At 56.4% G+C, this 25,928-nt stretch carries 20 protein-coding genes; 8 read left to right on the top strand and 12 right to left on the bottom strand.

What is annotated here, in order from left to right:
* Window position 1 precedes the first annotated feature (1 nt).
* Window positions 2-1,738, top strand: coding sequence for a PTS fructose-like transporter subunit IIB (locus ACZRMH_RS10135; RefSeq protein WP_464013326.1), 1,737 nt, complete (start codon window positions 2-4; stop codon window positions 1,736-1,738).
* Window positions 1,739-1,815: 77 nt separating this feature from the next.
* On the opposite strand, the gene ACZRMH_RS10130 is transcribed toward ACZRMH_RS10135, so the two are convergent.
* Both ACZRMH_RS10130 and ACZRMH_RS10125 read right to left on the bottom strand, forming a co-directional pair.
* A complete protein-coding gene (locus ACZRMH_RS10130) occupies window positions 1,816-2,718 on the bottom strand; it encodes a LysR substrate-binding domain-containing protein (protein ID WP_464013325.1) in 903 nt (300 codons plus the stop codon).
* A gap of 39 nt (window positions 2,719-2,757) precedes the next feature.
* Window positions 2,758-3,633 carry an alpha/beta fold hydrolase gene (locus tag ACZRMH_RS10125; protein ID WP_464013324.1) on the bottom strand — a complete coding sequence of 292 codons (876 nt, stop codon included), beginning with the start codon at window positions 3,631-3,633 and terminating at the stop codon, window positions 2,758-2,760.
* 403 nt (window positions 3,634-4,036) lie between these two features.
* Here ACZRMH_RS10125 and ACZRMH_RS10120 point away from each other — a divergent pair, with 403 nt between their 5' ends.
* Window positions 4,037-5,200, top strand: coding sequence for a type III PLP-dependent enzyme (locus tag ACZRMH_RS10120; RefSeq protein ID WP_464013323.1), 1,164 nt, complete (start codon window positions 4,037-4,039; stop codon window positions 5,198-5,200).
* Between the two features lie 37 nt (window positions 5,201-5,237).
* On the opposite strand, the gene ACZRMH_RS10115 is transcribed toward ACZRMH_RS10120, so the two are convergent.
* The 4 genes from ACZRMH_RS10115 to ACZRMH_RS10100 all read right to left on the bottom strand — a co-directional run bounded on the left by ACZRMH_RS10115 (window position 5,238) and on the right by ACZRMH_RS10100 (window position 9,135).
* On the bottom strand, window positions 5,238-6,251 hold the full coding sequence (locus ACZRMH_RS10115; RefSeq protein WP_464013322.1) for an alpha-xenorhabdolysin family binary toxin subunit B: 1,014 nt from the start codon (window positions 6,249-6,251) through the stop codon (window positions 5,238-5,240).
* A 14-nt stretch (window positions 6,252-6,265) separates the two neighbouring features.
* Entirely contained in the window at window positions 6,266-7,495 is a 1,230-nt protein-coding gene (locus ACZRMH_RS10110; protein ID WP_464013321.1) for an alpha-xenorhabdolysin family binary toxin subunit A, read from the bottom strand.
* Between the two features lie 194 nt (window positions 7,496-7,689).
* Window positions 7,690-8,451 carry a tetratricopeptide repeat protein gene (locus tag ACZRMH_RS10105; RefSeq protein WP_464013320.1) on the bottom strand — a complete coding sequence of 254 codons (762 nt, stop codon included), beginning with the start codon at window positions 8,449-8,451 and terminating at the stop codon, window positions 7,690-7,692.
* Between the two features lie 3 nt (window positions 8,452-8,454).
* Window positions 8,455-9,135: a Fe2+-dependent dioxygenase gene (locus ACZRMH_RS10100; RefSeq protein ID WP_464013319.1), complete on the bottom strand. Its 681-nt coding sequence runs from the start codon at window positions 9,133-9,135 to the stop codon at window positions 8,455-8,457.
* Between the two features lie 218 nt (window positions 9,136-9,353).
* On the opposite strand from ACZRMH_RS10100, the gene ACZRMH_RS10095 reads away from it, so the two are divergent.
* Together ACZRMH_RS10095 and ACZRMH_RS10090 are read left to right on the top strand one after the other, a co-directional pair.
* Complete coding sequence (locus tag ACZRMH_RS10095; protein ID WP_464013318.1) at window positions 9,354-11,657, top strand: TonB-dependent receptor; 2,304 nt, start codon at window positions 9,354-9,356, stop codon at window positions 11,655-11,657.
* Between the two features lie 218 nt (window positions 11,658-11,875).
* The gene (locus ACZRMH_RS10090) at window positions 11,876-14,410 is read left to right on the top strand and encodes a PepSY domain-containing protein (RefSeq protein ID WP_464013317.1); all 2,535 of its coding nucleotides are present in this window, start codon (window positions 11,876-11,878) and stop codon (window positions 14,408-14,410) included.
* Between the two features lie 312 nt (window positions 14,411-14,722).
* On the opposite strand, the gene leuD is transcribed toward ACZRMH_RS10090, so the two are convergent.
* Both leuD and leuC read right to left on the bottom strand, forming a co-directional pair.
* Complete coding sequence (gene leuD, locus ACZRMH_RS10085; RefSeq protein ID WP_464013428.1) at window positions 14,723-15,337, bottom strand: 3-isopropylmalate dehydratase small subunit; 615 nt, start codon at window positions 15,335-15,337, stop codon at window positions 14,723-14,725.
* Complete coding sequence (gene leuC / locus ACZRMH_RS10080) at window positions 15,334-16,755, bottom strand: 3-isopropylmalate dehydratase large subunit (protein WP_464013316.1); 1,422 nt, start codon at window positions 16,753-16,755, stop codon at window positions 15,334-15,336. The genes leuD and leuC overlap by 4 nt, the downstream gene beginning before the upstream one ends.
* Before the next feature lie 261 nt (window positions 16,756-17,016).
* Here leuC and ACZRMH_RS10075 point away from each other — a divergent pair, with 261 nt between their 5' ends.
* Window positions 17,017-19,110, top strand: a complete 2,094-nt coding sequence (locus ACZRMH_RS10075) for a zinc-dependent metalloprotease family protein (RefSeq protein ID WP_464013315.1) — start codon at window positions 17,017-17,019, stop codon at window positions 19,108-19,110.
* Window positions 19,111-19,177: 67 nt separating this feature from the next.
* Here the strand turns inward: ACZRMH_RS10075 and ACZRMH_RS10070 are convergent, their stop codons facing one another.
* The 4 genes from ACZRMH_RS10070 to ACZRMH_RS10055 are packed head-to-tail and all read right to left on the bottom strand — an operon-like array spanning window position 19,178 to window position 22,668.
* Window positions 19,178-20,335 (bottom strand): osmoprotectant ABC transporter ATP-binding protein OsmV, encoded by a 1,158-nt coding sequence (locus ACZRMH_RS10070; RefSeq protein ID WP_464013314.1) that lies wholly within the window; start codon window positions 20,333-20,335, stop codon window positions 19,178-19,180.
* Window positions 20,332-20,985, bottom strand: coding sequence for an ABC transporter permease (locus ACZRMH_RS10065; protein ID WP_464013313.1), 654 nt, complete (start codon window positions 20,983-20,985; stop codon window positions 20,332-20,334). The genes ACZRMH_RS10070 and ACZRMH_RS10065 overlap by 4 nt, the downstream gene beginning before the upstream one ends.
* 14 nt (window positions 20,986-20,999) lie before the next feature.
* Window positions 21,000-21,893, bottom strand: coding sequence for a glycine betaine ABC transporter substrate-binding protein (locus ACZRMH_RS10060; protein ID WP_464013312.1), 894 nt, complete (start codon window positions 21,891-21,893; stop codon window positions 21,000-21,002).
* A gap of 25 nt (window positions 21,894-21,918) precedes the next feature.
* A complete protein-coding gene (locus ACZRMH_RS10055; protein WP_464013427.1) occupies window positions 21,919-22,668 on the bottom strand; it encodes an ABC transporter permease in 750 nt (249 codons plus the stop codon).
* Window positions 22,669-22,972: 304 nt separating this feature from the next.
* On the opposite strand from ACZRMH_RS10055, the gene ACZRMH_RS10050 reads away from it, so the two are divergent.
* From ACZRMH_RS10050 to ACZRMH_RS10040, 3 genes are all read left to right on the top strand, one after another.
* Entirely contained in the window at window positions 22,973-24,556 is a 1,584-nt protein-coding gene (locus tag ACZRMH_RS10050; RefSeq protein WP_464013311.1) for a peptide chain release factor 3, read from the top strand.
* Window positions 24,557-25,023: 467 nt separating this feature from the next.
* Complete coding sequence (locus tag ACZRMH_RS10045; RefSeq protein WP_464013310.1) at window positions 25,024-25,578, top strand: hypothetical protein; 555 nt, start codon at window positions 25,024-25,026, stop codon at window positions 25,576-25,578.
* Window positions 25,579-25,676: 98 nt separating this feature from the next.
* Window positions 25,677-25,928, top strand: a 252-nt coding sequence (locus ACZRMH_RS10040; protein WP_464013309.1) for a helix-turn-helix domain-containing protein, incomplete at its 3' end; no start/stop codon positions are given.

The following is a 25,928-nucleotide window of genomic DNA, read 5'->3' as shown; positions in this document are numbered from 1 at the left end:
CATGAAATTAGCCATTGTGACGGGCTGCCCCAACGGCATGGTGACCAGCGTGCTGTGCGCCCGTTTGCTCGATGCTGCGGCGCAGCGTCAGGGCTGGAGTACCAGCGTTGAAGTGCACGACCCCAAGCGCCCGGAGCGCCAGCTGTCGGCGGCCACGATCGATGAAGCTGAGTGGGTATTGTTGGTCAGCAGCACGCCGTTGGATATGCAGCGCTTTATCGGCAAACGGGTCTTTCAGAGCACCCCGGCCCAGGCCCTGCAAGATGTTGAAGCGGTATTGCAGCGCGGGGTTCAAGAGGCTGAAGTCTATGTTGCCCCTGCGTCATCAGCTCAGGTCGAGAGCGTAAAACAGGCGCCTAAAATCGTTGCCGTCACCGCTTGCCCGACTGGCGTGGCGCACACCTTTATGGCGGCCGAAGCCTTGCAGCAAGCGGCCAAGCGTTTGGGCTACGAATTGCAGGTGGAAACCCAGGGTTCGGTGGGAGCGCGCAATCCGTTGAGTGCCGAGGCCATCAGCGCAGCGGATGTGGTGCTGCTGGCAGCCGATATCGAAGTGCCTACCGAGCGTTTTGCCGGCAAGAAGATTTACCGTTGCGGCACCGGCATCGCTCTCAAACAGGCCGAAGCCACGCTGAACAAGGCCTTGAGTGAAGGCAAGCAAGAAAGCGCCGCCTCTGCTGGCGGGGCAGCTGCCAAGCAGGAAAAGACCGGGATCTACAAGCACCTGTTGACCGGCGTGTCGTTTATGCTGCCGATGGTGGTGGCGGGCGGTTTGCTGATCGCGTTGTCCTTTGTGTTTGGCATTACTGCCTATAAAGAGCCGGGAACCCTGGCGGCGGCCCTGATGCAGATCGGTGGCGACGCGGCGTTCAAACTGATGGTGCCGTTGCTGGCGGGCTATATCGCCTACTCGATTGCCGACCGTCCTGGCCTGGCGCCGGGGATGATTGGTGGCTTGTTGGCGAGTACCTTGGGTGCCGGTTTTATCGGCGGGATCATTGCCGGTTTTATCGCGGGTTACTGTGCCAAGGCGATCAATCGCTATGCGCGTTTGCCGCAAAGCCTGGAAGCGTTGAAGCCGATCCTGATCATCCCGTTGTTCGCCAGCCTGTTTACCGGGCTGGTGATGATCTATGTGGTGGGCAAGCCGGTTGCCGGGATGCTTGAGGGTTTGACCCATTTCCTCGACAGCATGGGTACCACCAACGCCATCCTGCTGGGCGTGTTGCTGGGCGGCATGATGTGTGTCGATCTGGGCGGGCCGATCAACAAGGCGGCGTATGCGTTTTCGGTGGGGCTGCTGGCTTCGCAGAGTTATGCACCGATGGCGGCGACGATGGCAGCGGGTATGGTGCCACCGATCGGATTGGGTATTGCCACCTTCCTGGCGCGGCGCAAGTTTGCCCAGACTGAACGTGAAGCCGGTAAAGCGGCGCTGGTGCTGGGGCTGTGCTTTATTTCGGAAGGCGCTATCCCGTTTGCAGCCAAGGATCCGTTGCGGGTTATTCCGGCGAGCATTCTGGGGGGCGCGTTGACAGGTGCATTGTCGATGTACTTTGGCTGCAAGCTGATGGCACCGCATGGCGGTTTGTTTGTGATGTTGATCCCGAATGCGATCAACCATGCGCTGCTGTATTTGCTGGCGATTGTGGCGGGTAGCCTGGTGACGGCGGTGGTGTATGCAGTGATCAAGCGGCCTGAGGCTATGGAAATTGAGCTTGAGGTGGCCAAGGCTTAAAGCCCCTCACCACAGCCCGCTCCCTGCCCCGGGCCATACAGGGAGAGGGTTGGGGGAGGGCGCTTTTGCTCTCACCCTCAACCTAAATGCGCCTGCAAAAACTCCACACAGACCCGCAGTTTGCCGGAGTTGGCCAGGCGCGTCGGATACACCGCCCAAACATCGGCGCTTTGCCGGTAATCAGCCAACACCTGCACTAGCCGTCCTTGCTGTAGCAGGGGTTTGACCTCCCACATTGAACGCAGCAAAACGCCATGACCCTCCAGCGCCCATTGCAGCACTATTTCGCCGCTATTGGATGACAATGGCCCGCTGACCCGTACACTGGCTTCGCCCTCCGGCCCCTGCAGTTGCCACATGCCAAAGGCGTTGTCGCGCTCCTTGAGCACCAGGCAATCATGCTGCCCCAGATCCTCCAGCCTGTGAGGTACGCCGCGCCGTTCGAGATAATCGGGAGCAGCGCACAACACCCTATTGTTAGTCACCAGCCGGCGACCAATATGCTGGCCAGGCACGTCATCGCCCACGCGAATTTCCAGATCAAACCCCTCGTGGACGATATCCACCACCCGGTCAAATACATCCAGACGAATCTCCAGCTCGGGGTACTGGCGCGCCAGCAACGAAATGGCAGGCGCCACATGGTTGCGGCCAAAGCCGAATGAGCTGCATACATGCAAGCGGCCACGAGGTGCTGAGTGAGCGTCGGACAGCTCGTCATGTAGTTGCTGCACATCATCAAGAATACGTACCGCCCAGCGCTGCACACGCTCGCCATCATCAGTCAGGGCGACGCGACGGCTGGTGCGATGCAGCAAGCGGCTACCGAGGGTGGTTTCGAGTATCTGGATGCGCTTGCTTACATACGCCGGGGACACCCCCAGCTCTTCTGCGGCGGCAGCAAAGCCGCGCTTGCGCACAACCGTAAGGAAGACCCGCAGGTCTTCAGGTAACGGCGCAGAATCTTTTTTCACGGGCATGGTCATGGGCGGCCTGGCGGCAAGAGCGCACAGAATAGCTCAGCGCAGAAAAGCCAGCACCTTGCCAAGTAACAGCTCAGGCACCTCTTCGGCTATGTAGTGCCCGCACGGCAAGGCCTGCCCTCGCACATCGAGGGCCACTTTCTGCCATTCGGCCAGCGGGTCGAAACAACGCCCCACCGTACCTTCGGCGCCCCAAAGTACCAGCACTGGCAAGGTCAGATAGTGACCGGCTTCCAGATCAGCCCGGTCATGTTCAAGATCAATCCCTGCACTGGCGCGATAGTCCTCGCAAATCCCCCGCGCTGCCCCCGGCAAGTGGATGCAGCGCACATACTCAGCCACAGCCTGAGCAGTAAACGGCTGCATGCCCGCACTGCGACTGCCCATCACGCTGCGCAGGTACTGCTCAGGATTTGCCTCAATCAGGCTTTCCGGCAAAGGCGCCGGGCGAATCAGGAAAAACCAGTGCCAGTACGCCCGGGCAAAGGCCTCGTTGGTTTGTGCATACATCGCCAGGGTCGGCGCGATATCCAGCAACACCAGACGGGTGACCGCATGCCCGTGGTCCAACGCCAGGCGATGAGCCACACGGGCACCGCGGTCATGGGCCAGTACCGAAAATTGCTCAAAACCCAGGCTGCGCATCAACTCCAGCGAGTCACGGGCCATTTCCCGCTTGCTGTAGTTGGCATGCCCGGCCACGGCTGGCGGTTTTTCACTGTCCCCATAACCACGCAAATCCGCCGCAACCACGGTGAAAAACCGGGTCAGTTGTTCTGCGATCTTGTGCCAGATCACGTGGGTTTGCGGATGACCGTGAATCAACAGCAACCCCGGCCCGCTGCCGCCGATACGGCAGGCAATCTGCACGCCATTGACCTGACGTTTTTCTGTATGAAACCCGGCGAACATAAGGTGGCTCCTGTTAATAATCAGCCCATGCTAGAGCGCCAGGATTCGCCAGCAAGGGGCTAAGCGTGGCCGCCGCGTTCATGAAGTGTGGACTGACAGGGGAACATCACAACGTCATCAAGGTCGGTTACTTAAATAGCTGTAAGAGAGCCCACGACGAACGCGTACAAAAACGCGACATTTTTAGTTGATCTCAACGCACTCACGCCCTAAAGTTCGCGCCGAACATCCATGCTGGAAACGATCCATCCGGCTCAAGTACTGACGACGAGACAGCAAGGTCCATTTACCTTATTTGCTTTCGGCGGACATGCCTTGGGAAGTAGGCGAACCAAAGTGGGGATACGGAGGATGTTCAGCTGCACCCATTTATTTTTTACGTTTGCCACAGGAGTCCCCCAGCATGTCGATTCAGGTCGAAGACTATTACGCGCGCGATACCTTCAACAAAATGAAGGCCTTCGCTGACACCCAGGAAACCCCGTTCGTGGTGATCGACACCGCCATGATCAGCAAAGCTTACGATGACCTGCGTGCAGGCTTCGAATTTGCCAAGGTGTACTACGCCGTCAAAGCCAACCCGGCCGTCGAAATCATCGACTTGCTGCGCGACAAGGGTTCGAACTTCGACATCGCCTCGATCTACGAACTGGACAAGGTGATGGCTCAAGGCGTTGGCCCGGATCGCATCAGCTACGGCAACACCATCAAGAAATCCAAGGACATTCGCTACTTCTACGACAAGGGCGTGCGCCTGTTTTCCACCGACTCCGAAGCCGATCTGCGCAATATTGCCAAGGCAGCACCGGGCTCGAAAATCTACGTACGTATCCTGACCGAAGGCTCGACCACGGCTGACTGGCCTTTGTCGCGCAAATTCGGCTGCCAGACCGATATGGCCATGGACCTGCTGATCCTGGCCCGTGACCTGGGCCTGGTGCCCTACGGCATCTCGTTCCACGTGGGTTCCCAGCAGCGCGATATCAGCGTGTGGGACGCGGCAATCGCCAAGGTCAAAGTGATCTTCGAGCGCCTGAAAGAAGAAGACGGCATCGTCCTCAAGCTGATCAACATGGGCGGTGGCTTCCCGGCCAACTACATCACCCGTACCAATAGCCTGGAAACCTACGCCGAAGAAATCATCCGTTTCTTGAAGGAAGATTTCGGCGACGACCTGCCAGAAATCATTCTGGAGCCAGGCCGTTCGCTGATTGCCAACGCCGGTATTCTGGTCAGTGAAGTGGTTCTGGTCGCGCGTAAATCCCGCACTGCCGTCGAGCGCTGGGTGTACACCGACGTGGGCAAATTCTCCGGCCTGATCGAAACCATGGACGAAGCCATCAAGTTCCCGATCTGGACCGAGAAGAAAGGCGAGATGGAAGAAGTGGTTATCGCAGGCCCAACCTGCGACAGCGCCGACATCATGTACGAAAACTACAAGTACGGCCTGCCACTGAACCTGGCCATCGGTGATCGCCTGTACTGGCTGTCGACCGGTGCCTATACCACCAGCTACAGTGCTGTTGAGTTCAACGGCTTCCCGCCACTGAAGTCGTTCTACCTGTAAGCCCATGGCCCCCGCACAATCGTGCGGGGGCCATTGCCTAGCGGCTGATCCTGCGCAAAAATTGCTGAAACCCTGCAAGCTCTGCCGATGCGTTCTGCATCGAAGCCTCATTCACTTGCGCCGTAGGGTTAACCCTGGCTGAAAATACCGCCATCCCCCTGGCCACCAACCTCATGTTGTCGACCCAGTAGGCCCGTGCCTCTACCAGTTCGGCGTGGCGCCTGATTTTTTCTGAACGCTCTTTCAGTGCTCGGACATCAGTCTGGTTTTTATATTTGAGCGTTCTCAAGTCAAATAACTTGTCGGTTATCTTGTTGCGTGCCTGAGCCAACGAAAACAATCGATACCCACCATCAAAGAAGCCCAGATACTGCGTGACACGCTCAATGGCAGCCGTGACGATATCCGCCTCTGCCTTGCCCACCAAAGCAGTCGCTACCAGCGTCTGGATTTGTTCGGCCGTGGGCAGCAAGTCTCTTATATGATCCAGCCAGGTTCGCGACTGCAGAACAGTTACAGCGGCCTCTATCGCCTGTTTGTCTGCACGCAACCGATCCTCTTCCAACTGCAGGCTTATGGCTTGTTGTTCCAGTTCAGTCAGCCTTGCCACGTCATAAGCCAACAAAGGATCAGAGTAATGCTCAAGGTTGAGCCCTTCACCTTCCGCAGCCCGCTGCTCAACTTGTTCTTTCGCCGTGTGTACAGCACTGAGAATACGGTTTACCCGCTGAGCACGGGTGTCGTTCAACACAGTTATCGCCGACGCTTTGATATCTGCAGCCAGTTCAGCATGCGCTTGAATAGCAATCCATTGTTCCAGCAATTCATCAAACCCGGCATTATCCACGATCACTTCAAGTTTACGCACTTTATCGGTAATAAGCCGTGCACTACTACTCAAGCAGCTGGCCGCCAGATTCAAACGTTCCTGTAACGATGGAATAAATTCGTACTCACGATTAATGGCCACAGCGTTGAATTTTTTCAACCCGGCCATTACACCTGACATATCAGGACTTTCATAACCCATCACGTCAATCTCCCTATTCATGTTTTCAGTCCCTTTTACAGACGCTCATCAATCATTTCATTAAACGCATTGGATATCTGCACGCTGTAATCCTTGACCCGCGTCCAGGGATTTAACAGCTGCGAGAAATCGAGTTTGAACTTGTGCAGCCGGGCAAGGTTATCCACACCCTCCAGTTCGAATGCGGCCTCGTCCAGATACTTGGCAATGTAACCCCAGACCTGCGCCAACTGCTTGGCACCCTGTTCAGCACCGAGCATGCGGCTGCGTAAATCGGTAAAGCGCTGTTGCGTGGCATCCAGGGCCAGGGCCAGCCGTTCTTGTTCCTTGTTGCCCTGTCTTGCAATATCGCGCTCGGCAATCAGCTTGTTTTTGCGGGCTCGGGTGGCTTCGGCCTTCACACCAAATATCCCGCCGGTAATAGCCAGCCCGACAGGCCCCAGGAAAATCCCCGAATGGCCGTATAGCACTTGAGACTTGTAGTCCCTGATCAACTGCTCGATTTCGCTGTCCAGCTCTTTAATACGCGCGGTCAACGCCTCACGTTCCCTGGACAGGCCCGCCTTCGCATAAGCATCCAGCTTGCTGTTGACTTCGTGAATCAGCTCGTCCGATAGCACGCGCTCAAATTCGGCCGCCAATGCGGCTACTGCATAGGTTTTACTGATATAGGACTCTGTGTCTTTTTTGATCAGCAACACGTAATCCCGGACAATACGCACCGCTCTAAGCTCTGTTGTATTTAACGTGATTTTCTTAAGCGCCGCCTCTTCTTCCTGGCTCAAATCATCTAGCGTGCCCGTGATAAATCGCTCAAATTCCACCCTGCTAATCAGCTCAATGATACCGTTGGCCGTTGTAATAAAACTGTCTGAAAAACGGTTCAGTTGCCGACTGAGTTCTTTTGTATCACGCTCCAGTGCCGGCCATGTTCCAGCGTGCTGCACAACACGCTGGTGAAACGACTGAATACTGGCGGGCCCAAGCCCTTGTATATTCACCGTATTGGCACCGAACCAGTCGACAATTTTATTGTAATCCACTGGCAGTGTTCGTGATTCACGTACATAAGCTCGAACACTGTGGATATCACTGCGCCGAATAATAAAACCCAAATCATCCTTGGAAACAGCAACATCACTTTTGCCCGCCAGCACTTTAATATACTGTGATGGCAAATAGACAGCCGCTTCCAAAGCCGTCATTTCCTCCAGCGATCGAGCCTCGTCGATACTTTCATTGAGCACGATATTATTAGCCTGCATATCAAATCCCTTTAAATAATTATCCTGTTAAAGCAGGATTGATCTTTAAAGGGTTTTAATCAACGACAGCATGACCCGGCAGGGTGTAAGACAAGGATAAAATAGATAATGAATCGTTACTCGGGTGTTCCATAAAGAGCACCGATAACCTTTCTCGCCGCGTACGAGCAATGCCCGCAGCAGCGTCATTCAAATCAGAGGCTGCTGCCCTGCAAGGTATTGAGCCGTGCTTGCCAGGACTCGCTCAAGGCGCGCACACGAGGCTCCCTGGCTTCAAGCAAGGCCGCCAGGCTTACCCGCAGAAAGTTCAGATTGCCGCCTGCCAATGCACGCTCAAACCAGCTCAAGGCCTCATCGATATCTCCGGCTTCAACCAACACCGAGGCATGGCTGAACTGGCCGCGAAAATCGCCGCCAAGGGCCGAGCGCTCGTACCAGGCACATGCGGCCTGTTTATCCACAGGGCAATGCACACCCTCTTCGAGGTAGCGGCCCACCAGGTTCATCGACTTGGCATGACCTGCCTGTGCCGCCACCCAGTACAGCTTGAATGCCGAACTCTGGTCTTGTGCCACACCGCGACCGGTGGCCAGCAAGTTGGCGTAATTGTAGAGCGCCCAATCCAGCCCCGCTTCTGCCGCTTGCCGATATTCCAGGCTGGCCAGGGTGCAATCGACAGGCCCGCCCCAGCCATGCTCCCAGCAGCGCCCGAGCATATTGCGGGCCATCAGGTGACCGGCATTGGCCGCAATCTGAAACCAACGTTTGGCCAGCACCGGATCACGTTCAATGCCCTGGCCGTCGAGCAGAATCTGCCCCAGCAAGGCCTGGCCGTCGACGATTCCTTCCTTGGCCGCCATCAAAATGGCCTGGGCAGCCTTGGCCGGGTTTTCAGCCAGCATGGCACTGAGTTGATCACCATCGAGCACTTCTTCGCGGCGTAATTGAAAACTCATGGCTCAGACCTCGGCCCAGCGACGCAACAGGTTGTGATAAGTGCCGGTGAGCTGGATCAGGGAAGGATGGTCAGGCACATCGCGGGTCAGTTGCTGGATGGCGCCATCCATTTCAAACAGCAAGGTGCGCTGGCTGTCTTCGCGGACCAGGCTTTGAGTCCAGAAAAATGACGCAAAGCGGGCACCACGAGTGACGGCATTGACCTTGTGCAAGCTGGTACCGGGGTACAGCACCATATCGCCTGCAGGCAGTTTGACCTGCTGTACACCGTAGGTGTCCTGAATCACCAACTCGCCGCCGTCGTAGTCCTCGGGATCGCTGAAAAACACGGTGGCCGACAGATCCGTACGCACGCGCTCGGGGCTGCCCTTGGGCTGGCGCACGGCATTATCGATATGAAAATCGAAACTGCCACCACCGGTGTAGCAGTTCACCAACGGCGGGAAGACCTTGTGCGGTAACGCGGCTGACATATACAGCGGGTTTTTCCACAGCCGATCTATCATCGCCGCGCCGATTTCCTTGGCCAGCGGATGGTCTTCGGGCAGTTGCAGATTGTGCTTGGCCTTGGCCGACTGAAAGCCAGCAGTGATTTTGCCATCAGCCCATTGGGTCTGCTCCAGCGCCTCACGAATGCGCTGCACCTCTTCACGGGAAAACAAGCCGGGGATATGCAGCAACATGACGCCATACCTGATAGCAAAGGGATGGCAATGGTATTGATTCTTATTGAATGTGTAAAACCCTGTTAAGCCGCCTGTAGACGAACAAGTGTGAAAAAACCGTAAAGGCAAATTGTAAAGAATGTAAATTCAGCGCAAATAGTAATCCCTCTCAATTGATAGTCAGAATTGTTTGCCATATATTTCGCGGCTCAAATTCTGGGGGAAGGGATCTTCAAATGTCGCGCCAACAATTAAAAATACCCGTCAGCTCACCGCGTTTGCTGGCTTCGGCCATCGGCGTAGCTATCACTGCTACCTCTGCAGCCCATATGGCTCAGGCCGCTGAAAGCACCGAGAGCAAAGCACAGGGCAACAGCATTTCCCTTGGCGCGACTACTGTTACGGGCGAGCAGCAAGAGCAAAAGTCGTATCAGGTTGAGAAGGCCAGCTCCCAGAAATACACAGCGCCGCTGGTCGATACCCCGCGCTCTGTCACCGTTATTCCGCAACAAGTGCTGCAAGACACTGCCGCCACTTCGCTGCAAGACGCACTGCGTACCGTACCCGGCATAACTTTCGGTGCAGGCGAAGGCGGCAACCCGCAGGGCGACCGTCCATTTATTCGCGGCTTTGACGCACAAGGTGACATGTACCTTGACGGCGTACGTGATGCCGGCGGCCAGACCCGCGAAATTTTCGACGTCGAGTCGATCGAAGTCAGCAAAGGCCCGAACTCCTCCTTTGGTGGTCGCGGTTCGGCAGGCGGCAGCATCAACATGGTGAGCAAGACGCCGAAACTGGGTGACTTCCTCAATGGTGGCTTTACTTACGGCTCCGACCAGACCCGCCGCTACACCGTGGATGTTAACCGTCAGTTCCTCGACACCGCAGCGTTCCGTTTGAACTTGATGAGCCATGAACAGAATGTTGCGGGCCGAGAGTCGGTCAACTACGACCGTTGGGGCGTTGCCCCGTCGCTGACCTTCGGCCTGGGCACTGAAAACCGCCTGAACCTCAGCTACTACCACCTGGAAAGCAACGACCTGCCGGACTCGGGCATTCCGTATGGTTACAGCAACAGCTCCAAAACCGCTGTTCACGCACACGACAAACCGGACGATGGTGGCGACAGCAAAAACTTCTACGGTTTGAAAGACCGAGACTTCCGCAAGACCCGTGTGGATATCAGCACCATCTCGTTTGAGCATGACTTCAACGATGCGATGACCCTGAAAAACACCTTCCGTCACGGCAACACCGGCCAGGACTACATCCTGACCCAGCCGGACGACAGCCAGCACAACGTCAACCAGTTCGGCACCGTATGGCGTCGCGCCAACACCCGTGTTTCGACTACCGAAACCACCACCAACCAGACCGATCTGTTTGGTAACTTCCAACTGGCGGGCTTCAAGAACACCTACTCCACCGGTGTTGAATTTACCCGTGAAGAGACTCGCGCCAGCAGCTATACCGTTTCCCCGAACAGCAACCCGAACTGCACCCCGGATAAAGTCGGCAATAGCGGCGGTCAGTGCACCTCGCTGTCCAACCCGAATCCAAACGACGTCTGGACCGGTACCGAAACCCGCAACTACTACGGCACCAACACCGTTGGCGTGACCAAGGCAGCTTACGTTTTCGACACCATCGAACTTGATCCAAAGTGGCTGTTGAACGCTGGTCTGCGTTACGACGCATTCAGCACCACCGCCAATACCAACGCTGCAACGGGTCGTACCAAAGCCTCCAACGACAGCCACTTCTTCAACTGGCAGACCGGCTTGGTCTGGAAGCCACTGGATAACGGTAGCGTTTACGCTTCCTATGCGACCTCGGCTACCCCACCAGGCGGTATCGTCGGTGAAGGCGTTGAAGGTAACGGCCTGATTGCTGCGGGTAGCACCATCACCAGCGACCTGAAGCCGGAAGAAACCGTCAACTACGAGCTGGGCACCAAGTGGGATGTATTCCACGATCGCCTGTCGCTGACCGCTGCGGTATTCCGTACCGAGAAGAAAAACACCCGCGTTCTGACTGACTCGTTCACCTACGAAAACGCCGGTGAGTCCCGCGTTGACGGCCTGGAGCTGTCGGCCAGCGGCAAGATCACTGACAAGTGGCAAGTGTTTGCAGGCTACAGCTACCTGAAAAGCGAACTGGTTGATCCGGGCAAGAAAGGCAACCGTAACGGCAGCGTAAATGCCACGGCACTGTCGGACAAAGGCAATGAAATGCCGAACACGCCGAAAAACAGCTTCAGCCTGTGGACCACTTATGAAGTGATGCCAAAGCTGACCATCGGCGGCGGTGCGTTCTATGTTGACGAAGTGTACGGCGACACGGCCAACACCGTTTATGTGCCGTCCTACACCCGCTACGACGCAATGGCCAGTTACAAACTGACCAAAAATATCGATCTGCAACTGAACGTGCAAAACCTGACCGACAAGACCTACTACGACAAAGCCTACGCTGCGCACTTCGCCAGCCAGGCAGCGGGCCGTACCGCCTTGTTGACCACCAGCTTCCACTTCTGATGAATCACTGTGGGAGCAGGCTTGCCTGCGATGCAAACGACACGGTCCTACTATAAGACCGCGCTGATGCAATCGCTGGCAAGCCAGCCTCCTACATGAGTCCACCGCTGCAATTACGCAAAGCCCTGCCCACTTATGGTCGGGGCTTTTGTGTGTAAAACGACGTACACGGCATACTGCGCCGTGAAGCATTCCATTGAGCAAGCAAGGCGGTCGTTGTGTTTAAAAAGACACTTTTCCAGCTGCACTGGTTTTTCGGCATCACCGCGGGGCTGGTTCTGGCCCTGATGGGGATAACCGGCGCCACGGTGTCGTTTCAAGACGAGCTGCTGAACTTGCTCAACCCTTCGGTGCTCAAGGTCGAGAAACTCGACAGTGGCGTACTGCCGCCGGCCGAGCTGGTACGCAGAGTCGAGGCCACTGAGGGCAAACAGGTTTCCATGATGTGGGTGGGCGTGGACAGCGGCACGGCTGCGCGCATCTTCTTTACCCCGCCTGCGGGCGAGCGTCGTGGCCAGTTGCGCTATATCGACCCGTACACCGGCGCTTATCAGGGCGATGCCAGCGGCCAAGGCTTTTTCGACCTGATGCTGCAACTGCACCGCTTTCTGGCCATGGGCCAGACCGGGCGCCAGATCACCGGTGCCTGCACCCTGATGCTGATTTTCTTCTGCCTGTCGGGCCTGTACTTGCGCTGGCCGCGCAAGGCGCTGAACTGGCGCGCCTGGCTGACCCTGGACTGGGCGAAAAAAGGTCGCAGCTTTAACTGGGACCTGCACTCCGTGGCCGGCACCTGGTGCATGATCTTCTATCTGCTGGCGGCACTGACCGGGCTGTCGTGGTCTTACGAGTGGTACAACAAAGGCCTGCAAAAGCTCTTTTCCGACGCTCCCAACAGCGAGCAACGTAAAGGCGGTCGCGGCAAGCCCGGGCCGGCGGGACCTGCTCCGGTTGCCGACTACGATGCGATCTGGGCCAGTATCCAGAAAGCCGCCGGGCCTGACCTGAGTATGTATAACGTGCGCATGCCACCTGCTGCAGGGCAGCCGGCCACGGTGTTTTATCTGCTCAACAGCTCGCCCCATGAACGTGCGTTCAACATGATCAGCCTCGACCCGGCCACGGGCGTGGTGAAAAAACACGATCGTTTCGAAGACAAAAGCTACAAGGCGCAGTTACTTGGCAGCATCTACGCCCTTCATGTGGGCAGCTATTGGGGCCTGACCGGGCGCATTCTGGTGACCATCGCCAGCCTGACCATGCCGCTGTTCTTTATTACTGGCTGGCTGCTGTACCTGGACCGTCGCCGGAAAAAGCGTCAGATCAAACAGGCTCGCCAGGGTTTGACCGCAGCAGACAGTAATGCGCCATCATGGCTGATCGGCTTTGCCAGCCAGAGTGGTTTTGCCGAGCAACTGGCCTGGCAGACTGCCGGGCAATTGCAGGCAGCCGGTTTGCCGGTACGGGTCCAGCCATTGGGCACGCTTGACGAGAACGACCTGCAACAGGCCAGCAACGCATTGTTTGTGGTCAGTACCTTTGGCGACGGCGAAGCTCCCGACAGTGCCCGAGGCTTTGAACGCAAAGTCCTCGGTCAGCCTTTGGGACTGAACAGCCTCAAGTACTCAGTGCTGGCACTGGGCGATCGCCAATACCCACACTTTTGCGGCTTTGCGACACGGGTCCAGCAATGGTTGAGCGAACGAGGCGCACAATCACTGTTCGCGCCGGTACAAGTCGACAGTGGCGATCCGCAGGCACTGCATCACTGGCAACAACAACTCAGCCAGCTCACGGGGGGTGCGCCAAGCGCCAACTGGCAGGCACCGAGTTACAACAACTGGGCTTTGCAGCAACGCGATTTGCTCAACCCCGGCAGCAGCGGCTCGGGAGTTTACTTCTTGGGCCTGCGCGCACCAGACCCCAGCCACATATGGCAGGCCGGTGATCTGGTGGAAGTCATGCCGAGGCAATCGAGCTGGGCGGTTGAACACTTCCTGGAGGGGCTGGGGTTGTCGGCGGACACCCGAGTGCAGCTCTATGGCTTGCAAGAAACCCTGGCACAGGCCCTGGCTGGTCGCCAGCTCCCGGAAAACCGCGGCCATCTGGTGGGCCTGCACGCTCAGGCGCTGGTAGATGCACTGATCCCGCTGAATATGCGCGAGTACTCCATTGCCTCGATTCCTGAGGACGGTTTGCTGGAGTTGATCGTGCGCCAGGAACGGCATGCCGATGGCAGCCTGGGGATTGCTTCGGGCTGGCTGACAGAGCATGCACCGGTTGGCTCGAGCATCAGCCTGCGCCTGCGGCGCAATAGCGGTTTCCATCTGCCGACCGAACCTTGCCCGCTGATTTTACTCGGTAACGGTACGGGGCTGGCGGGGCTGCGCAGCTTGCTCAAGGCGCGGATTGCCCAGGGTCAGCAGGGTAACTGGCTATTCTTTGGCGAGCGTAATGCCGAGCATGATTTTTATTGCCGCGATGAGTTGCAAGGCTGGTTGGCCAGTGGTGATCTGGCGCGTCTTGACCTGGCATTTTCGCGGGACCAGGCACAGAAGATTTATGTGCAGGACCGTTTGCTGGAAGCCGGTGCTGAAGTGCGTCAGTGGCTGGCAGATGGCGCTGCGATTTATATCTGCGGCAGCCTGCAGGGGATGGCGGCGGGAGTGGATCAAGCGCTGATCGATCTGCTGGGGGCTGAAGCGGTGGAGTTGCTGATCGAGCAAGGGCGTTATCGGCGGGATGTGTACTAACGGCAGTATCGTTTAACCATTCGCTCTGCGGCGTGCGAAAGCGGTAACGACCCTAAGTCGGCGCCCACCTTCACAAGGAAGTGAAGCATGGCCCCCCAGCCAATGCCAAACCGATTGTGAATGGCTGTTATGACAGAAACTGCATGTGCGGCAATTACTCGATTTGAAGTTTTGTAGTCAATATCCCTGTCAGTTTATGTGATCTTTTTTTACTGCATGGCGTTACAACTGGCTGCACGCGATTTCAAAAACTCCACCCACCCTTTCCCTCTCCCTGCGGGAAAGGGTGGGTTGGGCGTTTTTGACAAGGTGTTAAACCAACCACGGATTAGCCTGTAAATGCCGCCGTTCAAACTCGTGAATCTGCTGGCTACGCAGCAAGGTGCTGCCAATGGCGTCCAGCCCCAGCAGCAGAGCGTTTTTACGCAACTCGTCGATCTCAAACCTGATCATCGAACCATCAGCCAGACGAATACGTTGTGTCGGCAAATCGACCTCGATATGCGCCATCGCAGGCTGGTTGACCATCTTCCCGAGTGTCTGCACCTGAGCCTCTGGCAAGGTAATCACCAGCATCCCGTTACGCTGGCAGTTGTCATAAAAAATCCCGGCAAAGCTGCTGCCGATCAAAGCGCGCACCCCCAATTGCTTCAAACCCCAGACCGCATGTTCGCGGCTGGAACCACAGCCAAAATTCGGCCCGGTGACCAAAAAGCGTGCGCCCTGCCAAGCGGGCTGGTTGAGGATAAACTGCGGGTTCGCCTCGCCTGAAGGCAAAAAGCGCACATCAAAAAATACCCCGCGATCCAGCCCGTTACGGTCGATGCCCTTGAGAAACTGCTTGGGCATGATCACGTCAGTATCGATATTGGCCGCAAGCATCGGCGCAGCCTGGCCGCTGACAGCTATAAAAGGTTGCATGCTCAGATTCCCCCTGGCAGTTGGCGAACGTCGATAAGGTGACCGGCGATGGCCGCTGCCACCACCATCGCCGGGCTCATCAGATGGGTGCGTGCCCCCGCACCCTGGCGGCCTTCGAAATTGCGGTTGGTACTGGATGCGCAGCGGTCGCCGGGGGCGAGTACGTCATCGTTCATGGCCAGGCACATCGAGCAGCCGGACTGGCGCCACTCGAAACCTGCTTCGATAAAGATCGCCGCCAGCCCCTCGGCCTCGGCCTGGTCACGCACCTGGGTCGAGCCCGGAACAATTATGGCGCGTACATGGCTGGCTACACGCTGGCCGCGCAACACGCTGGCGGCATCGCGCAAATCTTCGATCCGGGCATTGGTGCAGGAGCCGATAAAGGCATGGCTGATTACCACTTCATTAAGTGGCATGCCCGCTTGCAGGCCCATGTAGTTCAAGGCGCGATCCATGTCCTGACGCAGTATCGGATCGCTGATGGCTTGTGGGTCTGGCACGGTACTACCGATGGCGGCGGTCTGATCGGGGCTTGTGCCCCAGGTGACCATCGGCTGCACCGCTGCGGCGTCCAATTGCACCTCCTGATCGAAGTGTGCGTCGGGGTCGCTGTACAGTTGGCGCCAGGCGAGCAGTGCAATGTGCCACTGCTCGCCCTGGGGCGCCCGTGGTTTGTCTTTGAGGTAGGTATAAACCTTGTCATCGGGCGCCATAAATGCGCCGCGGGCACCGGCCTCCACCGCCATATTGCAGATGGTCATGCGCGCTTCGACACTCAGGGCTGCAATGGTTGAACCGGCAAATTCAATGGCGAAACCGGTTGCGCCAGAGGCACCGATCTTGCCGATCAGAGCCATGATCACGTCCTTGGAGGTCACCCCCTTGCCCAGCGTGCCCTCAACCGTTACGCGCATGCTTTTCAGGCGTTTGTAGACCAGGGTCTGGGTGGCCAGCAGATGCTCGATTTCCGAAGTGCCGATGCCAAAACCGAAAGCGCCCAATGCGCCGTAAGTGGTGGTGTGACTGTCTCCGGCAGCGATAACCATGCCGGGCAGGATAAAACCTTGCTCGGGGGCGATGACATGCTCGATGCCCTGGCGCTTGTCGAGTACATCGAACAGTTCGATAGCGAACTTCTCGCAGTTCTGTTGCAGATACGACACCTGCAGTGCCCCGCCAGCATCGGCCATGGCGGCAACCCGCAGGGGGGCGGTGGGGTTTACATGGTCAACCACCGCCAAGGCTGTTTCAGGGCGCCGTACCTCTCGCCCGGCCTCGCGCAAACCGCTGAATGCCTGGGGGCTGGTGTATTCGTTGATGACCTGGCGGTCGATATAGAGCAAGACATGCCCCTGATCATCCAGCGCACACACGGTGTGGGCGTCGATGTGCTTGTCATAGAGGGTTCTGGCATTGGTCATGGGGATGGCTCGCAGCGATAGGCATGCGAGCCATCATAGGGAAGGGCGGGGAGCCATCAATGGCCATGCAGTAATGGCTTGGAACATGTTTCGTGTTTGATCCAGTTGCCCTTGTTGGAACTGGCAAGCCAGCTCGCACTATCTGCAGGTGTGTTGATCTTTCCTACAACTTCGTGGGTGTTTATGACTATTAGTTCCGGCTCACGTGATGGGAGTATTCCGATGTCATAAGTATTGAATTTATAATAAGGGATGGATTTTATGAAACAGAAATTCATGCTGGCGGCTGCGTTAAGCTTGTCAGTAACATCCGCTATTGCTGATGTTGTAAAAGAAAGTGCCATGCAAGAGCGGGTAGTTTCTTCGCAATCAATTAGTAACGCGAGAGGCAGCTTTTTCAATCCGAAAACCTGGGGTGAAGCCACTGTTCCTGGGCATATTCACCGTGCAGAGAACGGTGGATATTTTGAGTCAAGGTTCACGGGTAGTGCTTCCAAATTCAACTATTACTACCCTAAAGTCGGTACGGATAATTCCCGGTGGTTTTACCGCGGGATGAAACCTGCAGGCACTTTTGAAGCCCCGCTTAGCTGGGGACAGAATGCTGTGATTGGTTCAATTCACCGGTCAAGCACCGGGATTTTTTACGAGTCCCGATTTGTCGGCAATGCTAACTCGCAAAGGTTATACTACCCGCCAGTTGGCACGGATAGCGCCGCCTGGTTTAATCGTGGTTCAGGTGCCGGCACCTATGCCCAGCCGCGTAATGGGAATGAATACGCCTTTGTCGGTTCCATACACCGCTCAGATTCAGGGCTATTTTATGAGGCCAGATTTAATGGTATTGCCTCATCCTTTCCTTTTCCTGCAAATGGTAAAGACAATTCTAATTGGCTTTACCGAGGCAAACATGCGGGTACTGTTGTCGATCCAAAGTACTGGAGTGATGCATCTTATATAGGGGCTATTCACCGCTCAGGGAGTGATGGCCCGCTCTATGAGTCGAAGGTCGATGGCGTCAATCGCGCGTACTACCCTGCGGTAGGGACCGATAACTCATCCTGGACCTTCAAGGGGTCGCATGCGGGTACTTATACTGACCCTCAGAACCTGGGGGAGCCGGCCCGTGTCAAAGCAATTTTCGGTAGGGATGCTAACGCACGTTACGAGTCCAAGTTCAGTGGGCCGACCAGCCTGGCAGAAACCCCTTACCCATCTGAGGCCGAGCGGGAAAACCAGTGGTGGAAACTGCAGGCGTTCAAGTGTGACGTAAATCAGAAATCGGCTGCTTCCGTACGTGCCGCGACCAGAATGTTACCGGTTGCTCCACAAGACACCAGCGCTCGTCGAACGATTGATGTCGGGGGGCTTGTGAGTGGACGCTCTGCTGTGATGCGCTCTGAGCTGCTGGCCAATGTGCGCATGCCGGAACTTGAGTTGACTCATCAGGATGAACGCTACGAAGTACGCAGTGCCAATTTGCTGGATAGCGACAAGGGTCATGTTGTTGGCGAGATGATCGTGGTCACTCGTGATGACGGTTCGTTTGTGTCTGTTCTCAATGCTCCAAACCATAAGGGTGTGCTGGAGGGGCGAGCGAACGGTAGGCAAACCTGGGAACCCATAGGGCAAGACGACTTTATGGGTGAAGACACAATAAGCCAGGAGCACGTCTCTGCAAGAGCTTCCAGTGTCAACTCGCAAGCCAGTTATGACTGTGACGGCAAGCTGATCGTCGATGTGCTGGCGGGTTTCTCCGAGTCTTCTGCAGCCTATGTCCGTGATCCTCATGCCTTTGGTCTGGCTCAAATGGAAACGGCCAACCTGGGGCTGCGCAACTCCAAAATTGATGTGCGCCTGAGGCTGGTTGGGGTCCAGATAATCAGCCAGGATTATGGCGTTACCTCAGGCACGCTTAAACAAATGGGCACGCTGTTCAGTTCGGGCATTACTCAATATGGCGCCGATGTGGTTGCGGGTTTCTTCTATCCAGCAACAGGAAGCACGTCAGGAGGGGTGGCCTATGTTCCGGGCAGATACAATATCAACAGGGTCGTCCAACCAACGGCATTTCGCCATGAGATAGGACATAACGCTGGCGGTAGTCATTGCAACAGCTCAGGCACCGAAAACTATCGATTCGGTTATGAGCGCATCGTAAATAATCGCGGCCGTAGCACGTTTTTGTGTGGCAATAGCACCAGCTTTTATTCCACGCCGCTGGTTCTTGATGAGGACGGCCATCCGCGTGGAGACGCCAAAACTGCCGACATGGCCCGCCAATGGCGTGAGCATGCACCTGTAATGTCGGCGCACATGGAAGCTGTATCACCCGTGACTGGTGTTATTCCTTAACTTACGCACATGTGAGTAACAACAAAGCCCGCAGGCAAATTTTGCTGCGGGCTTTGTTGTTCTTTGATCACGCCAACGCAATATCCGCAGGTGACACAATGCTGGTCTTGGCTCCTCGCGAGCGTCCCGAACTCAGGTATGCAGCGATCGACTCTTGCGTCACCTCACCCTGGAACACACGCTCGGTATCCATCACCGGCAACCACGAACGGTTGAACTCGTACATGCGCGACAGCAGGATGCGCAAATGCTCCTCCGAGGCCGCCGTCGCGGTGAACTCGCGCAGGTACTGGCCACATGTGCCAGTTTGACGGTGCAGGTCGCGACGACGCACATAGCCCAGGGCCTTGTTGTCGGCGCAGGTGACCACGACATAACGGCGGTCGAGTTCGTCCATCAGTTCCAGCGCTTCAGCCACGGGTGTTTCCGGGCTGACCGACGGCGCGTTGTCGGCCGCGTCTTCAGCCTTGACCAGCAACAGGCGTTTAAGCGTGCTGTCCTGGCCCACGAAGTTGCTGACAAAGTCGTCGGCCGGGTGGGCGAGCAGGGTGTCCGGGTGATCCATCTGCAACAGCTTGCCGCCACGGAAGATGGCGATCTTGTCGCCCAGCTTGATGGCTTCGTCGATATCGTGGCTGACCATGATCACGGTCTTGTTCAATGCACGCTGCATCTCGAAGAATTCATTCTGGATCATCTCGCGGTTGATCGGGTCGACCGCGCCAAAGGGTTCGTCCATCAACAGCAGTGGAGCATCGGCAGCCAGGGCACGAATCACCCCGATCCGCTGTTGCTGGCCACCGGACAGTTCGCGCGGGTAGCGATTGAGGTACTGCTTGGGTTCGAGCTTGATCATGCTCATCAGTTCGCGGGCACGGTCATGGCACTTTTGCTTGTCCCAGCCCAGCAGGCGCGGGACTACGGTGATGTTCTCTTCGATGGTCATGTTCGGAAACAGACCGATCTGCTGGATCACATAACCGATATTGCGCCGCAGAGTGACCGGGTCGAGATCGGTGGTGTCTTCGCCGTTGATCAGGATCTTGCCGGAGGTGGGCTTGATCAAGCGGTTGATCATTTTCAGCGTAGTGCTTTTGCCGCAACCCGAAGGCCCAAGGAACACGCAGATTTCGCCTTCGTTGACGGTCAGGCTTACCGCGTCCACGGCCTTTACATCTTTGCCGTTGCTTTGGAAAGTTTTGCTGAGGTTTTGAAGTTCGATCATTTGAGCAGTCCTTTTGGAGTCAGCGAGCGTTGCAGCCATTGCAGAAGCAGGTCAGCGATGATGGCCAGCACACTGACCAACACGGCGCCGACGATCAGCATCGACATGTCGCTACGGCTGATTGCAGCAAGAATAAGTACACCCAGACCGCCGGCACCGATGGTGGCAGCGATGGTCATAACACCGATGTTCATCACCACGGCGGTGCGCACACCGGCCAGGATCACCGGTACCGCAATCGGCAATTCAACCATGCGCAGGCGCTGGCTGAAGGTCATGCCAATGCCCCGTGCGGCCTCGCGAATACCCGGCTCCACGCCGGTCAGGGCGAGGAAGGTGTTGCGCATGATCGGCAGCAGGGAGTACAGGAACACGGCGGTGATGGCCGGCATCGGGCCAAGGCCCTGGCCGAACTTGGAGTAGAACGGCAGCAGCAGGCCGAACAGGGCAATGGACGGAATGGTCAGCAGCACCGTGGCGCTGGCTTGCAGAGGGCCGGCCAGGGTCGGGAAGCGGGTCATCAACACACCCAGCGGCACACCGATCAGGATCGCGAGGATCACGGCAATGCCGACCAGGCTGATGTGTTGCAAGGTCAGATGTAAGACTAGCGACCAGTCCATATGGGAAAAGGCGTTTAAAAATTCCATGTCTTCTCCTCGGCTCAGTTCAGTGGATGCTGACGCAGAAAGTCTGCGGCGACTTTGGACGGGCTTTCGTGGTCAACGTCGACCCGGGCGTTGAGCTGGCGCATGGTTTCGTCGTCAAACAGGTCTGCCAGTGGCTTGAGCAAACCCTCGAGATCCGGGTGCTTGTCCAGATAGGCTTTGCTCACTACCGGCGCTGCGGTGTAGTCGGGGAAGTAATGCAGGTCGTCGTCGAGCAGCTTGAGGTTGAAGGCGCTCAAGCGGCCGTCGGTGGTGTAGACCAGCCCGGCAAACACTTGGCCGTTTTTCAGCGCGGTATAGACCAGGCCCGCGTCCATCTGACGGATATTGCGGCGGGTCAGGTCCATGTCGTAGAGCTTGACCATGCCCAGCAAACCGTCGGAGCGGTTGGCAAACTCAGTATCCAGGGCCACCAGCGCACTTTTGTTCTCCGGGTCACGCAGCGCCTTGTTGAGGTCGCTGACGCTGTTGATACCGGGGAATTCCTCAGCCACTTTCTGCGGCAAGGCCAGGGCGTAAGTGTTGCTGAACTTGGACGGGTGCAGCCAGATCAGTCCTTTTTTTGCATCGACCTCTTTAACCCGGTCGTAGGATTGCTGGCTGTCGAGTTTGTCGGTGATGTGGTTATAGGCCACCAGCGATACACCGGTGTATTCCCACACCATATCCAGTTGCCCGGATTCGTGGGCCGAACGTGCCAGGCTGCTGCCCAGCCCGCCGGTCACCTGGGCGTTGTAACCCTTGCTGTTCAGGTACTGCGAGGTGATTTCCGCGAGCAGGGTTTGCTCGGTGAACACCCGGGCGCCAATACGGATCAAGGGTTTTTCGGCGGCCTGGACAATTCCTGCGCACAGCAGGACGCAGCCTAGTAAAAAGCTAATTTTTTTCATGGGGATTCCTTTGCTCAGCCAGACCTTATGCAGGTCGCAACCCGCGTTCCAACCAACGGCGGCTGATCAGTATCACCAGGCCGTCGAGCAGCAATGCCAGCAGCGCGGTACAGGCTGCGCCGAGGATCAATTGCGGCTGATTGTTAAGGGCGATGCCGGGGAAAATCAGGCTGCCCAGGCTGTTGGCGCCGATCAGGAAGGCCAGGGGGGCCGTACCGACGTTGATCGCCAGTGCCACTCGCACGCCACCCATGATGATGGGCACGGCGTTGGGCAATTCGACTCGCCACAGCACCTGACGCGGGGTCATGCCGATGCCGACGGCGGCTTCCTTGAGCGAACCCTGTACGTTTTTCAGGCCTTCATAGGTGTTGCGCACAATGGGCAGCAACGAGGCGAGAAACAGGGCGAAGATGGCGGGACCGCTGCCTATCCCCAGAAACCCCAAGGCAATGGCCAGTACGGCCAGAGGCGGCACGGTGTTGCCGATGTTGAAGACTTGCATGAAGCGTTCCGCACGTCCGGCCATATTCGGTCGGCTGAGGAAAATGCCGGCGGGTATCCCTACAAGGAGGGCGGCGAGCATTGAAGCGAGTACCAGGTACAGGTGGGCTTGCAGATAGAACAACAAATCATCTTGATAGTGTTCGATAGTGCTGATGCCGATCCAGTGGACCAACAGGGCCAGGAGCGCGATTACAACCGCACATCCTATAAGCCCTTTTCCATAGCGATTTGCCACAGACGGACTCCTTTTTTTAGTCGGCGAACACATCGTCGTGTGGCAAGGCCATTCCTGGCTGCCGACAATGGGTTCGCGAAGAGCAACAGATGGTGGCGAAAAAGCGCCTTCAGCACCTGTCATTAGCGCAGCCCCGTCAGGCTAACTTGCTGATATTTCAACCCCTGACGGTAAGTCGTATCAGAAGAGTGGACGCCTCCACTGTCTAAAAGGTTCACATTTTTTACGGCACATTGCCACCCTTGTCCGACGAGCAAGGCTACCAACGGTGGCTGTTGGTACCTGATTTGGGCTATAATCCGCGCCCTTTTTTGAATCAATCGTCAGGCGATTTCCCATGACCAACCAGGCCGCCGAAGTCGCGAAACGCCGCACTTTCGCCATTATTTCCCACCCCGATGCGGGTAAGACCACCATCACCGAAAAGCTTCTGCTGATGGGTAAGGCGATTGCTGTCGCCGGTACGGTGAAATCGCGAAAGTCCGACCGCCATGCCACCTCCGACTGGATGGAAATGGAGAAACAACGGGGTATTTCGATTACCACGTCGGTCATGCAGTTCCCGTATCGCGACCACATGATCAACCTGCTCGACACCCCGGGCCACGAAGACTTCTCGGAAGACACCTACCGCACATTGACGGCGGTCGACTCGGCACTGATGGTGCTCGACGGCGGTAAGGGTGTTGAACCGCGGACCATCGCCCTGATGGACGTTTGTCGTCTGCGTGATACGCCTATTGTCAGCTTTATCAACAAACTCGACCGCGACATTCGCGACCCGATCGAGTTGCTGGACGAGATCGAAGCGGTCCTGAAAATCAAGGCCGCGCCGATCACCTGGCCGATTGGTTGCTACCGTGACTTCAAGGGTGTTTACCACCTGGCCGACGACTACATCATCGTCTACACCGCCGGTCACGGCCATGAACGTACCGAAACCAAAATCATCGAGAAGCTCGACTCCGATGAAGCCCGCGCCCACCTGGGTGACGAGTACCAGCGTTTCGTCGATCAGCTGGAACTGGTTCAGGGCGCCTGCCATGAATTCAACCAGCAGGAATTCCTTGATGGCCAGCTGACTCCGGTGTTCTTCGGTACGGCACTGGGCAACTTTGGTGTCGATCATGTGCTCGACGCTGTTGTGAACTGGGCACCGGAGCCGTTGCCACGTGTTGCCAACGAGCGCACGGTTGAGCCGACCGAAGAGAAGTTCAGCGGTTTTGTGTTCAAGATCCAGGCGAACATGGACCCTAAACACCGTGACCGCATCGCCTTTATGCGTATTTGCTCGGGCAAATACGAAAAGGGCATGAAAATGCGCCATGCGCGTACCGGCAAAGACGTCCGTATCGGTGATGCACTGACCTTCTTCTCCTCCGAGCGTGAACAGCTCGAAGAGGCGTTTGCGGGTGACATCATCGGCTTGCACAACCACGGTACCATCCAGATCGGTGACACCTTCACCGAAGGCGAGAGCTTGAGCTTTACCGGTATCCCGCACTTCGCCCCGGAACTGTTCCGTCGCGTGCGTCTGCGTGACCCGCTGAAATCCAAGCAACTGCGTCAAGGCTTGCAGCAACTGGCCGAAGAGGGCGCCACCCAGGTGTTCTTCCCGGAGCGCAGCAACGACATCATCCTCGGCGCTGTCGGTGTGCTGCAGTTCGACGTGGTTGCCAGCCGTTTGAAAGGCGAATACAAGGTGGAATGCTCCTACGAGCCGATCACCGTGTACTCGGCGCGCTGGATTGATTGCGACGATAAGAAAAAGCTCGAAGAGTTCAAGATCAAGGCGGTGGAAAACCTGGCCATTGATGGCGGTGGTCACCTGACCTACCTGGCGCCGACCCGCGTCAACCTGGCGTTGATGGAAGAGCGCTGGCCGGACGTGAAATTCCGCGCTACCCGCGAGCACCACTAAGCACTCAGGTGTTTGGTTGAAAAAAAGCGAAGCCTTGGGGCTTCGCTTTTTTTATGGGCAGATTTTGTAGTCGCTGCCGCAGGGCGAAAGGGGCAGGTCCCTGTAGTCGTTGACGAGCCGTGCGAGGCTACGTCCGGCTGCGAAGCAGTCGTAAAACCATTCAAGCCAGGTGTTTCAGGTAAAGCGCGTTTGTTGAGTTTTACGACGACTTCGTCGTCGGACGCAGCCTAGTTCCTTCTCCAGCGGCTTCAAGGTTTTTCGCTCTCCTGGTTGCTCTGTAACAATGTAGGAGGTGTTTTACATAAATAAGGGATATTTCTTTCCATATTCAAAGAGGGTTGTTTTTGTTTGCGTAATACGTTTCTGAAGTTGCTGTGTTGGCTTGGTTGGTTGTCAGGGTAGGGACTAATATTTGATCGGTGTTCTGGAGGGTGGTGTAAGCATTAAAGACTGAAAGAGGACGTTGTATGTCAAATGATGTAGATAAGTACTTGGGGCCTCATAAAAAATTAGGCCCTGGTTCATACGAGCTGGGGCCAATACCGGTTGTAGGGAAATGGCAATCTGGAATTGAGTTTGGAGGCGGGTATACGGTCTGGGGTTTGAATGAAGGGCCACGCAGAGGGGAGGGTGGGCCGAGCAATATTCATGAAGTCGCAAAGCCAAATGTTATTACAGAATTCATGAATGAGCAGATTTACAATCAGGCCGAGATTGATAATGACTATAAGGTGCGGATCAACACCCTGATGGCGGATGTTGATCGTGAGCTGCAAGAAAGAAAGCAGGCCCTTAAGGGGGCTCAAACCCTTGATGATGCAAAGACTGCTGTAATAGACCAGAAAGTTACACTGGAACTGATTGAGTCCAAACAACACCAGTCCAGCGCCATCGCACCTGATATCTACGGGCTTTATGGTCAAAGCCCTTATTTTTTGATGACTCTGTTGGCGCGGCAAAAAATACACGATTTTTTTAGCACCGCTAACGGCAGTAATCCCCGTCAAGTTCTTAAGGTGTAGAAGTCTCGACTTGATCTGACACCCCTCTTGAAAAAGAACGGGGCTACCGGGTTTGATGGTTGTGCGAGCAATCACCAACCCAAGAGGAGTAGCCCCGCATGAACGTTGTAAATCAACCGATTGTTAAGCACAAGTTGGGCTTGTTGAACCTGGCCGAGGAGCTCGGCAACGTTTCACAGGCCTGCAAAATCATGGGCGTGTCGCGAGACACCTTCTATCGCTACCAGGAAGCCAAGGCGAACGGTGGAGTAGAAGCCCTGCTGCAAAAAGATCGCAGAAAACCAAACCTGAAAAACCGTGTCGATGAGGCTGTCGAGCAATGTGTGCTGGATTATGCCATTGAGCAGCCC

The sequence above is a fragment of the Pseudomonas sp. B414 genome, assembly GCF_055408445.1.
The sequence above is the reverse complement of the archived record's forward strand: the minus strand, read 5'-3'. Positions and strand labels throughout refer to the sequence as shown.